Here is an 11,855-nt window from a genome sequence, read left to right as displayed (position 1 = left end):
AAAATGTGATTATCCATCTTACGAATTAAAAACCATTATTTTTTCTGTAATAATACCACTGCTTGAGAGGCAATTCCTTCTTCCCTACCTGTAAATCCTAATTTTTCTGTTGTAGTTGCCTTTACATTAATGTTATCTATAGACGTTTCTAACAGTTCACTAATACGTTTACGCATACTTTCAATATGCGGTGCCATTTTTGGCTTTTGAGCAATGATTGTACAATCTAAATTCCCTAACTCGTAACCTTGTTCACGCACAAATTCCCAAACTTTTTGCAACAATACAGCTGAATCTGCATCTTTAAAAGCTGGGTCTGTATCAGGAAAATGCTTTCCGATATCTCCTGCTGCAATGGCACCTAAACATGCATCAGCAATCGTATGTAACAATACATCTGCATCTGAATGGCCGATTAATCCTTTCTCGTGTGGAATTGTAATTCCGCCAATAATTAACGGTCTACCTTCTGCAAATTCATGCACGTCAAAACCTTGTCCAATTCGAAACATTCTTTACATCCTCCTTGAGCTAAACCACTGAGCTTTATGACTCTATATTATATCGATATCCTTACAAAGAAAAGCCCGGCCATTGCCGAGCTTTTCTTTGTTATACACTATCACGGCTATTTTTTCAGAACATGAAGGAAACTTTCAGCAATTAGTAAATCCTCTGGAGTCGTCACTTTAATATTATAGTAACTCCCTTCTACTACACCTACTTGCTTTCCAATACGTTCCACGAGACTTGCATCATCTGTACCAAGAAAACAGCTCTGTTTTGCACTTCTATGAGCTTCTAGCAAAAGAGAAACAGAGAACCCTTGCGGTGTTTGTACAGCCTTAAGCTGAGATCGTTCTACCGTTTCGACAACAACACCTTGCTCTACCTTCTTAACTGTATCCTTTACTGGCACTGCACAAATGGAAGCTCCATATTTTTCTGCTGCTGTTAATACATCTTGAATCACTTTATTCGTTACGAATGGGCGCGCTCCGTCATGTACAAGAACGTATTCAACATCACTCGCATGCTGAATCGCGTTATATACACTATCTTGTCTTTCGGCTCCACCCTGAATAAATTGTACCTGTTTTTCAATCGGATACTTCTGCATTAATTCTTCAAAATACGGGCGTTCCTCTTCGTTAATTGCCATAACAATACTTTTGCACGCTTTATCTCTTTCAAAAGCACGTAATGTATGAACGATAATCGGTACTTCATTTATAAGTAAGAACAACTTATTTTTGCCAGCACCCATCCGCTTTCCTTGGCCGGCTGCCGGAATAATTAATGTATACATATTAATAATCCTCTACCTATAATGCTTTTTCTAATAATTTACGTTTTGCGAAAATCATACGACCAGCTGATGTTTGTAATACGCTAGTAACCAGTACATTAAGTTGCGAACCTACATACTCTCTACCATCTTCTACTACAATCATCGTACCATCATCTAAGTACGCAACACCTTGGTTTTGCTCTTTACCATCTTTCACAACATAAACATTTAATTCTTCGCCAGGGAGTACAACTGGTTTAATTGCATTAGCTAAATCATTAATGTTTAACACTGTTACTCCTTGTAATTCAGAAACTTTATTTAAGTTAAAATCATTCGTTACTACAGTTCCACCGGTGATTTTTGCTAACTTTACAAGTTTGCTATCCACCTCTTGGATATCCTCGAAATCGCCTTCATAAATTTCTACCGGAATCGGCATCTCTTTTTGAATACGATTTAAAATGTCTAGTCCTCTGCGACCACGATTACGCTTTAAAGCATCGGAAGAATCGGCAATATGCTGAAGCTCTTCTAATACGAATTGTGGAATCACAATTGTTCCTTCCAAAAACTTCGTTTGGCAAATGTCAGCAATACGTCCATCGATAATTACACTCGTATCGAGAATTTTCCAATGAGTCGTAGATTTTTCTGCTTCTGCCTCTTCGTTCTCGTTATTATTTTTCTTCTTACCTCCGCGTTGGGGTAATGTAAATAATCCTAGCAATTCATTCCTCTTTTTAAATCCTACTTGGAATCCTAAATATCCAAGTAAAAGAGTGAAGAACACTTGCAATACCGTACTAATAACCGGAATTGTAAATTCACGAATCGGTATTAAAATTAAATATGCAACAATAAGACCAGAGATCAATCCTAATGTACCAAATAAAACATCTGCTACAGGCGCCTTTACAAGAGCCTCTTCAATATGCTTAATAAGTTGAACAATATAATCTACAAGCCAAAATGTTGTTAAAAATAAAATAATTGCACCAATAATCGCACGAACATACGATCCTTCCAATAAAGGAACAGCACCGATGTCTAATACATTAATAACTTTTGGGATTAAGTAAATCCCTAACGCTCCCCCGATCACTAGAAAGAAGAGCTGTACGATCCGTTTTAACATCCAACCACCTCCTACTCATTATTAACCATTGTTTCGCTAATCAAAACGCCGAATGCAAAAGCGGACGTGTTTTTTTATAAATAGTTTTATTTACCAATATATCATATCATATACCAAAAATGTTCTAGTGTCGTTATATTATGGAATCAATGTAATATTCTTAATTGTGTCTACTCATATATAGATGCTCTTGAATTCTTTTTAAGCCTTCTCGTATTTTCTTCGCCCTTACTTCCCCAATTCCTTCCACATCATCCAATTCCTGAATAGTCGCGCGACAAACTCCTTGCAACGTTTTGAATCGATTAATTAAATTTTCAATGATAAGTGGCGGAACACGAGAGATTTTGCTTGTAATTCGATATCCCCTTGGCGTCACACTTTCTTCTAAACTGGTTTGCCCTGGGTAACCAAGTAATTTAACTAAATCACTATCCTCTAAAAGTTGTGTATTTGCAAGGTCCTGTAACTTTTTCAAAATTTGATGATGGTCTTGTGTTTTCTCCTGATGGTAATCTTTAATTAACAATGCTGCCTCTGCTTCTAAATCAGCTAGTAATTCTGTAAGCTGTAAACGAATTAACCTACCTTCTGTTCCTAGCTCATGAATATAGCTCAATATTTCATTTTTAATACGCAGTACCATTTCAACACTATGTAAAACGTGAACTACCTCAGACATTGTAACGACCTCTTCAAATTCTAGAATGCCCAAATTCGTAATACCATCATTCCATACAGCCTTATATTTTTCTAACGTTTGAATAGCTTGGTTTGCCTTTGTTAAAATAACCCCTATATCTTTTAGTGTATAACGTAAGTTCCCTTGATATAGCGTAATTACGTTACGTCTTTGTGAAATGGCCACAACAAGGCTGCCCGTCTGCTTCGCTACACGTTCTGCTGTTCGGTGACGCATACCGGTTTCAATAGAATCAATAGATGCCTCTGGAACTAACTGTGCATTCGCTATTAAAATTTTACTTCCCGTTTCATTTAAAATAAGTGCCCCGTCCATTTTTGCTAATTCATATAAACTAGCAGGAGAGAATGCACAATTAATGTGAAAACCACCATCCACAATACTTTTAATCTGCTCATTATATCCAAGAACAATTAGCCCCCCTGTTTGTGCGCGAAGTACATTATCTATCCCTTCACGCAGTGGTGTTCCTGGGGCCACGAGCTGTAAAATATTAATCATACTTTTGACACGTTGCTTATTTTCTTCCATAGCCTAGCCTCCTAATGTCAAACGAAGCGCTTCTCCTAAATTAGAAACACCTACAACCTCAATCCCATCCGGAATTGTCCATCCTCCTAAGTTTTTTCTAGGAATAATAACACGTTGAAATCCTAATTTAGCCGCTTCTTGTACACGTTGTTCGATTCTTGATACTCTTCTTATTTCTCCAGTTAATCCTACTTCTCCTATTACTGCATCAGTTGGTGCCGTAGATTTATCCCTAAAACTTGAGGCTATACTTAAAGCCACTGCTAAATCAATTGCCGGTTCGTCTAATTTCAAACCACCAGCTACTTTTAAATATGCATCTTGATTTTGCAATAGTAAACCTGTTCTTTTTTCTAATACTGCCATAATAAGCGAAACACGGTTATGATCAATTCCCGTCGCCATTCTTCGAGGATTTCCAAAACTAGTAGGGGAGATTAATGCTTGTATTTCTACTAAAACCGGTCTTGTTCCTTCCATTGAAGCAACTACTGTTGATCCTGCAACACCAACCGGCCTTTCCTCAAGGAAGATTTCAGAAGGATTTAAAACTTCCGCAAGACCAAGCTCTTTCATTTCAAAGATACCCATTTCATTCGTGGAACCAAAACGGTTCTTCACAGCCCGTAAAATACGATACGTATGGTGTCGATCTCCTTCAAAGTAAAGAACTGCATCGACCATATGTTCTAACATACGAGGTCCTGCAATTGCTCCTTCTTTTGTCACATGCCCGACAATGAAAATAGGGATTCCTTTTGTTTTTGCAAGTTTCATTAATTCCGCTGTACATTCACGTACTTGTGCCACACTTCCTGGTGCTGACGTCACTTCAGGTAAATGTATCGTTTGAATAGAATCAATAACAACAAAAGCTGGATTCATCTCTTCAATATGTGCTGCAATACGCTGCAGGTCTGTCTCTGCTACAACAAATAGATTGCTACCCTTTACATGCAAACGATCTGCACGAAGTTTAATCTGCTTTGCCGACTCCTCACCCGATATGTATAATACATCATATGAAGAATCTGCTAATTGTGATGAAATCTGTAATAGTAATGTTGATTTTCCAATCCCAGGGTCTCCACCAATAAGCACTAAGGACCCATCTACAATTCCACCACCAAGCACACGATTAAACTCTTGAAATTCCGTTTCAATACGTGCCTCAGACTTTGTTTCTACTTCGGTAAGACGTCTTGGTTTTGTTACTTCCGTTTGAATTGCATTCGCGTAATTAAGGCGCCTAGATGATACAACTGGCTCCATTTCTTCAACAAGTGTATTCCATTGACCACATCCAGGACATTTACCCATATATTTTGGTGACTGATAACCACATTCTTGACATATAAATTTCGTTTTCTTTTTAGCCATACCTTTTTATAGTTCACTTCACTTTCGTCTATAAACGTTTATCCTTCTCGTACAAGAAAGAGGGCTATCGCGTAGCCCTCTTTGTTTGTCTATACTTATTTTACCTTTTCCGCACTATGAATGACAAATGATTCTCCTTCTACATCAAAGATAACTTTTTGTCCTTTCTCAATAGCACCTTTTAAAAGTTCTTCTGATAGTCTATCTTCTACATGTTTCTGAATTGCTCTGCGAAGTGGACGAGCGCCATACTCACGATCAAATCCTTTATCTGCAATAGCTGAAATTGCCCCTTCCGTTAAGTGCAATTCGATTTCTTGTTCTTTTAAGCGATTAACTAACTGATTTACCATAAGAGTTACAATCTCTTGAATATGTTTTTTCTCAAGCATATGGAATACGATAATTTCATCAATACGGTTTAAGAATTCTGGACGAAATGCCTTTTTCAGCTCATCCATTACTTTACCTTTCATATCCGAATAATCACGGCTTTCATCTTGTACATTAAATCCAAGATGTTTGTTACGTTTTAACGCCTCGGCACCAACGTTAGACGTCATAATAACAATCGTATTACGGAAATCAACTGTACGTCCTTTAGAATCTGTTAAACGACCATCTTCTAATACTTGTAGTAAAATATTAAACACATCCGGATGAGCTTTCTCTACCTCATCTAATAAGACAACTGAATATGGCTTGCGACGAACTTTCTCTGTTAATTGTCCACCTTCTTCATATCCAACATATCCTGGAGGAGAACCAACTAAACGGGAAGTAGAATGCTTCTCCATGTATTCTGACATATCGATGCGAATCATTGCATCTTCATCACCGAACATAGATTCTGCTAGTGCTCTTGCAAGTTCTGTTTTACCTACACCTGTTGGCCCTAAGAAAATAAATGAACCAATTGGGCGCTTCGGATCTTTTAATCCTGCTCTTGCACGACGAACAGCTTTTGCTACAGCTACTACTGCTTCATCTTGACCAATCAAACGATCATGGAGAATGGATTCTAAATTTAATAATTTATCAGTCTCTGTTTGTGCAAGTTTAGAAACTGGGATACGCGTCCATGTAGAAACGACATTTGCAATATCTTCTACCGTAACCTCTGAATTTTCTTTTCCTTGTTGCTCTTTCCATTGACGTTTTGTATCTTCTAACTTCTCACGTAAGCGTTGCTCCATATCACGTAAGGATGCAGCCTTTTCAAATTCTTGACTTTGTACAGCTGCATCTTTTTCTTTTCGAATCTCCTCAAGCTTCACTTCAAGCTCTTTTAAGTTTGGTGGTGTTGTATAAGAACGTAAGCGAACTTTTGAAGCAGCTTCATCAATTAAATCAATTGCTTTATCTGGTAAAAAGCGATCTGTAATATAACGATCTGAAAGTTTTACAGCTGCATCAATAGCGTCATCTGTAATAGATACACGGTGATGCGCCTCATAACGATCACGTAAACCTTTCAAGATTTGAATCGATTCTTCTAAACTTGGCTCATCAACATGAATTGGTTGAAAACGTCTTTCTAAAGCCGCGTCTTTTTCAATATATTTACGATACTCATCTAAAGTTGTTGCCCCAATACATTGTAACTCTCCTCGTGCTAAAGATGGTTTTAAAATATTCGATGCATCGATTGCACCTTCTGCTCCACCTGCACCAATTAATGTATGAAGCTCATCAATAAATAGAATAATATTGCCTGCTTGGCGAATTTCATCCATCACTTTCTTTAAACGATCTTCAAATTCACCGCGATATTTCGTTCCAGCTACCACTGTACCCATATCTAGTGTCATAACACGCTTATCTCTTAAAGTTTCAGGAACTTCATTATTTACAATTTGCTGTGCTAATCCTTCTGCAATTGCCGTTTTACCTACACCAGGCTCACCAATTAATACTGGGTTGTTTTTCGTTCTACGGCTTAATACCTCAATTACACGTTGAATTTCTTTACCACGTCCAATAACAGGGTCTAAGCGATTTTCACGCGCAACAACTGTTAAGTCCCTTGCTAAACTGTCAAGTGTCGGTGTATTTGCATTTGATGCTGAACCACCTTGATGACCTGAACTAGCTTCATTACTTCCAAGAAGTTGTAAAACTTGTTGTCTTGCTTTATTTAGACTTACACCTAAATTATTTAAAACACGTGCGGCTACACCTTCACCTTCACGGATTAAACCGAGTAAAATGTGTTCTGTTCCAACGTAAGAATGGCCTAGCTTACGCGCTTCATCCATAGATAATTCAATAACCTTTTTAGCACGAGGTGTATAATGTACAGTTTGAGAAGCTTCTGTTCCACGCCCAATTAACGCTTCTACTTCTTTTTGAACTTTCTCTGGACTTAATCCAAGAGCAATTAATGCTTTTGCTGCAATTCCTTCACCTTCGCGTACAAGCCCAAGTAAAATATGTTCTGTTCCAATATTATTATGCCCAATACGAATTGCTTCCTCTTGAGATAAAGCTAATACTTTCTGTGCTCTTTCTGTAAATCTTCCAAACATCATAGAAATCGCCTCCTACTTGCGCTTAGTTTTTTTCAATACGTAATCGCTCACGGATTAAGGTTGCTCTTCGATAATCTCTTTCTTCTGGCCCTAAAGGTCCACCTGCGTATTGTTGTAAAATACCTGGTTGTGTAAGAACCATTAGCTCAGTCAAAATATTTCTCGATATACCTTTTATATATCCTAGATCAATACCAAGTCGTACATCCGATAAGCAATTGGCTGCTTCTGCAGATTGAATTAAACGACTGTTTGCTAGTATGCCGTAAGAACGATAAACCTTATCTTCAAGTTCAATACTTGAATTTTGTACAATTAATTCTCTAGCTATTTTTTCTTGCTGTATAATTTGTTGAATGACACTCTTTAAATCTGCAATAATATCTTCTTCAGACTTTCCTAGCGTCATTTGATTTGAAACTTGAAATATATTACCTAACGCTTCGCTACCTTCACCGTATATTCCTCTTACTACTAACCCTAATTTTTGAATTACTTGTATAATACGGCTAATTCTTTTTGTTAAAACCAGTCCCGGTAAATGAATCATCACAGAAGCTCTTAACCCTGTGCCAACATTAGTAGGACAACTTGTAATATATCCAAGTGACTCATCAAAAGCGTATTCAACTTCTTTCTCAATCCAATTATCTATTTGATTGGCGCTTTGAAGCGCCTCTGATAACTGTAATCCTGAAAATAGGCACTGAATCCGAATATGGTCTTCTTCATTAAGCATAACACTAATATGTTCACTTTCTGATAGTAGACATGCTCCATATTCTGTCCCTGCAAGATTTGGACTAATTAAATGCTTTTCGACTAAAACTCTCCTTTGAAGAGGGGTTAATTCATTCATCTTTAATAGTCCAAACTCCCCAAAGGACCCTACTGCTTTATTTATAAATTTCTTTTTGAATAGTTCATGAATCTGTTTAGCTTCTTCTTCGTTTTGCATAGTGGAAAATTGATATTGTTTAAAATTACGAGCCAAACGAATTCGACTACTTAAAACAATATCAGAATCAGGGCCATCCCCCTTCATCCATGGACTAATTGCTTCGTTCATAATTTTGTCCAGTGACATAGAATTATTCCCCCTCCCTATGCTCACTAAGCTGTATTTCAAGACCTCGGATTTTATCCCTTACCTCTGCAGCTTTCTCAAATTCCTCTTTCTGTACGTATTGTTTCAGAATAAGTTTTAGTTCATCTAATTCTTTCTTTAAGTGGATATTTCCTTCTATACGTTCCGGAATTTTTCCACAATGTTCTGTATGCCCACCGTGAAGGCGTTTTAATAATGGCTTTAAATGCTCCTTAAATGTATCGTAACAAGAAGAACAGCCAAAACGTCCGACTTTTGTAAATTGTTCATATGTCATCTTACAATCTGGACACCTTACTATATCTGCATTTGAAAATCCATTTTTTCCTTCTTCAAACATTGTTGATTCACCGTGTAATAAACCAGCAAATAAATCATGAAATGAAAAGTTAGACTGCGATGATTGAAAGAAAGACGTATAGCCACTTTGCTCTGCACATTGCTCACAAAGATGAACTTCCGCCTTCTTCTCGTTAATTACTTTTGTATAATGTAAAGTTGCTGGTCTTATGTTACAGTTTTGACAAGTCATCACTATCCCCACCTTTACAACAGGAACGCTCTATCTCATGGTACTTTTCATACATTACTAGATTGTTCGCTTTCCTGAATCCATTTAAATAAAAGTGCATGTTCTTTTTCAAAACTTCTACAATATTTAACTGCTTTATCTTAGTTATCAATCTTTTACAAAAGTTATATTTATTTATATTTCAGTGTTCTTAACATTGCGCATAATATTCGAGCCCTAAGTTCATCTCGAGAAGGAACATCCATTGATAATACAGAACGGTCTATTACACTTAACATCAGTTTCGCTTCACGATTTGTTATGATTCCCTCTTCTATTAAACGTATAATCATACTTTCTGCATTCCCTTGCGCAACGCTATGATCAATCATATGAAGCATTTGATCAATAATGTCTATATCATCATGCAGTTTGACTTTTATAATGCGAATGTAACCTCCTCCACCACGTTTACTTTCTACTACAAATCCTCTTTCTAACGTAAAACGGGTATTGATTACATAATTGATTTGAGATGGTACGCACTCGAATCGATCCGCAATCTCATTTCTCTTGATTTCAATCACATTATTATTACTTAAGTCAATAACTTGCTTTAGATATTGCTCAATGATATCAGATATATTTCTCATTTATCCGCCACCTTTATTGACTTTGACTATCTTTGACTTTAATTATATACGTATTAATAAAATTTGCAACTCTTTTGCTTATTCACTATCCTAGCCACATTCCCCTGTATTTAAACAAAATATGAATACTTTAAACACATTTTTTATTACTATGGATTATAAAATAAAACACGAAAAAACACGAGTCATTTGACTCGTGTTTTAGTTGCTTGGCGACGTCCTACTCTCACAGGGACAAGGTCCCAACTACCATCGGCGCTAGAGAGCTTAACTTCCGTGTTCGGTATGGGAACGGGTGTGACCTCTCTGCCATCATCACCAAACTATGAAGGCATATTCCTTCAAAACTAGATAACATTTGCTACATATTATATGGTTAAGTCCTCGATCTATTAGTATTCGTCAGCTCCACATGTCACCATGCTTCCACCTCGAACCTATCAACCTGATCATCTTTCAGGGATCTTACTAGCTTACGCTATGGGAAATCTCATCTTGAGGGGGGCTTCATGCTTAGATGCTTTCAGCACTTATCCCTTCCGCACATAGCTACCCAGCTATGCCCTTGGCAGAACAACTGGTACACCAGCGGTGCGTCCATCCCGGTCCTCTCGTACTAAGGACAGCTCCTCTCAAATTTCCTACGCCCACGACGGATAGGGACCGAACTGTCTCACGACGTTCTGAACCCAGCTCGCGTACCGCTTTAATGGGCGAACAGCCCAACCCTTGGGACCGACTACAGCCCCAGGATGCGATGAGCCGACATCGAGGTGCCAAACCTCCCCGTCGATGTGGACTCTTGGGGGAGATAAGCCTGTTATCCCCGGGGTAGCTTTTATCCGTTGAGCGATGGCCCTTCCATGCGGAACCACCGGATCACTAAGCCCGACTTTCGTCCCTGCTCGACTTGTAGGTCTCGCAGTCAAGCTCCCTTATGCCTTTGCACTCTACGAATGATTTCCAACCATTCTGAGGGAACCTTTGGGCGCCTCCGTTACACTTTAGGAGGCGACCGCCCCAGTCAAACTGCCCACCTGACACTGTCTCCCGGGTCGATAAGACCCGTAGGTTAGAATTTCAATACAGTCAGGGCGGTATCCCACCAGCGCCTCCACCGAAGCTAGCGCTCCGGTTTCAATGGCTCCCGCCTATCCTGTACAAACTGTACCAAAATTCAATATCAGGCTACAGTAAAGCTCCACGGGGTCTTTCCGTCCTGTCGCGGGTAACCTGCATCTTCACAGGTACTATAATTTCACCGAGTCTCTGGTTGAGACAGTGCCCAAATCGTTACACCTTTCGTGCGGGTCGGAACTTACCCGACAAGGAATTTCGCTACCTTAGGACCGTTATAGTTACGGCCGCCGTTTACTGGGGCTTCAGTTCAGAGCTTCGCTTACGCTAACCCCTCTCCTTAACCTTCCAGCACCGGGCAGGTGTCACCCCCTATACTTCGCCTTACGGCTTCGCAGAGAGCTGTGTTTTTGCTAAACAGTCGCTTGGGCCTATTCACTGCGGCTTTCCGTTAAGAAAGCACCCCTTCTCCCGAAGTTACGGGGTCATTTTGCCGAGTTCCTTAACCAGAGTTCTCTCGCACACCTTAGGATTCTCTCCTCGCCTACCTGTGTCGGTTTGCGGTACAGGCACCTTTTATCTCGCTAGAAGCTTTTCTTGGCAGCGGGGAATCAAAGACTTCGCTCCATAAGGAGCTTCCCCATCACAGCTCAGCCTTCACGATAAGCGGATTTGCCTACTTATCAGCCTAACTGCTTGGACGTGCACAACCAATCGCACGCTTCTTCTATCCTTCTGCGTCCCTCCATTGCTCAAACGATAAAGAGGTGGTACAGGAATATCAACCTGTTGTCCATCGCCTACGCCTGTCGGCCTCGGCTTAGGTCCTGACTAACCCTGAGCGGACGAGCCTTCCTCAGGAAACCTTAGGCATTCGGTGGACGGGATTCTCACCCGTCTTTCGCTACTCATACCGGCATTCTCACTTCTAA

The 11,855-nt window shown here is 39.2% G+C and carries 9 protein-coding genes and 2 rRNA genes; all 11 read right to left on the bottom strand.

Going from position 1 to position 11,855, the window contains the following annotated elements; genetic code table 11:
* Positions 1-35 precede the first annotated feature (35 nt).
* A complete protein-coding gene (gene ispF, locus ACO6VI_RS23660; RefSeq protein ID WP_000488386.1) occupies positions 36-512 on the bottom strand; it encodes a 2-C-methyl-D-erythritol 2,4-cyclodiphosphate synthase in 477 nt (158 codons plus the stop codon).
* Between the two features lie 116 nt (positions 513-628).
* A complete protein-coding gene (gene ispD / locus ACO6VI_RS23655; RefSeq protein ID WP_000288307.1) occupies positions 629-1,309 on the bottom strand; it encodes a 2-C-methyl-D-erythritol 4-phosphate cytidylyltransferase in 681 nt (226 codons plus the stop codon).
* 16 nt (positions 1,310-1,325) lie between these two features.
* On the bottom strand, positions 1,326-2,429 hold the full coding sequence (locus ACO6VI_RS23650; protein WP_000919679.1) for a PIN/TRAM domain-containing protein: 1,104 nt from the start codon (positions 2,427-2,429) through the stop codon (positions 1,326-1,328).
* A gap of 160 nt (positions 2,430-2,589) precedes the next feature.
* Positions 2,590-3,663, bottom strand: coding sequence for a DNA integrity scanning diadenylate cyclase DisA (gene disA, locus ACO6VI_RS23645; RefSeq protein WP_063546189.1), 1,074 nt, complete (start codon positions 3,661-3,663; stop codon positions 2,590-2,592).
* 3 nt (positions 3,664-3,666) lie between these two features.
* Positions 3,667-5,043: a DNA repair protein RadA gene (gene radA / locus ACO6VI_RS23640; protein ID WP_001085199.1), complete on the bottom strand. Its 1,377-nt coding sequence runs from the start codon at positions 5,041-5,043 to the stop codon at positions 3,667-3,669.
* 95 nt (positions 5,044-5,138) lie between these two features.
* Positions 5,139-7,574 carry an ATP-dependent protease ATP-binding subunit ClpC gene (gene clpC / locus ACO6VI_RS23635; RefSeq protein WP_000971170.1) on the bottom strand — a complete coding sequence of 812 codons (2,436 nt, stop codon included), beginning with the start codon at positions 7,572-7,574 and terminating at the stop codon, positions 5,139-5,141.
* A 22-nt stretch (positions 7,575-7,596) separates the two neighbouring features.
* The gene (locus ACO6VI_RS23630; RefSeq protein ID WP_000050836.1) at positions 7,597-8,661 is read right to left on the bottom strand and encodes a protein arginine kinase; all 1,065 of its coding nucleotides are present in this window, start codon (positions 8,659-8,661) and stop codon (positions 7,597-7,599) included.
* 4 nt (positions 8,662-8,665) lie between these two features.
* Positions 8,666-9,214 carry a UvrB/UvrC motif-containing protein gene (locus ACO6VI_RS23625; RefSeq protein WP_000128385.1) on the bottom strand — a complete coding sequence of 183 codons (549 nt, stop codon included), beginning with the start codon at positions 9,212-9,214 and terminating at the stop codon, positions 8,666-8,668.
* A 170-nt stretch (positions 9,215-9,384) separates the two neighbouring features.
* Entirely contained in the window at positions 9,385-9,846 is a 462-nt protein-coding gene (gene ctsR / locus ACO6VI_RS23620) for a transcriptional regulator CtsR (RefSeq protein ID WP_001244560.1), read from the bottom strand.
* 207 nt (positions 9,847-10,053) lie between these two features.
* Positions 10,054-10,169, bottom strand: a 5S ribosomal RNA gene (gene rrf, locus ACO6VI_RS23615).
* 49 nt (positions 10,170-10,218) lie between these two features.
* Positions 10,219-11,855, bottom strand: a 23S ribosomal RNA gene (locus ACO6VI_RS23610); the annotation flags it as partial.

The organism is Bacillus sp. PSXD-155 (assembly GCF_049310765.1).
GTDB classification, from domain to species: Bacteria; Bacillota; Bacilli; order Bacillales; family Bacillaceae_G; genus Bacillus_A; species Bacillus_A cereus.
Note: the sequence above shows the minus strand (reverse complement) of the source record. Positions and strands in the feature narration are given on the sequence as shown.

Excerpts from the sequence above, each read along its gene's own strand:
- ispF (WP_000488386.1), bottom strand. The coding sequence starts at position 512 with ATGTTTCGAATTGGACAAGGTTTTGACGTGCATGAATTTGCAGAAGGT.
- ispD (WP_000288307.1), bottom strand. The coding sequence starts at position 1,309 with ATGTATACATTAATTATTCCGGCAGCCGGCCAAGGAAAGCGGATGGGT.
- ACO6VI_RS23650 (WP_000919679.1), bottom strand. The coding sequence starts at position 2,429 with ATGTTAAAACGGATCGTACAGCTCTTCTTTCTAGTGATCGGGGGAGCG.
- disA (WP_063546189.1), bottom strand. The coding sequence starts at position 3,663 with ATGGAAGAAAATAAGCAACGTGTCAAAAGTATGATTAATATTTTACAG.
- radA (WP_001085199.1), bottom strand. The coding sequence starts at position 5,043 with ATGGCTAAAAAGAAAACGAAATTTATATGTCAAGAATGTGGTTATCAG.
- clpC (WP_000971170.1), bottom strand. The coding sequence starts at position 7,574 with ATGATGTTTGGAAGATTTACAGAAAGAGCACAGAAAGTATTAGCTTTA.
- ACO6VI_RS23630 (WP_000050836.1), bottom strand. The coding sequence starts at position 8,661 with ATGTCACTGGACAAAATTATGAACGAAGCAATTAGTCCATGGATGAAG.
- ACO6VI_RS23625 (WP_000128385.1), bottom strand. The coding sequence starts at position 9,214 with ATGACTTGTCAAAACTGTAACATAAGACCAGCAACTTTACATTATACA.
- ctsR (WP_001244560.1), bottom strand. The coding sequence starts at position 9,846 with ATGAGAAATATATCTGATATCATTGAGCAATATCTAAAGCAAGTTATT.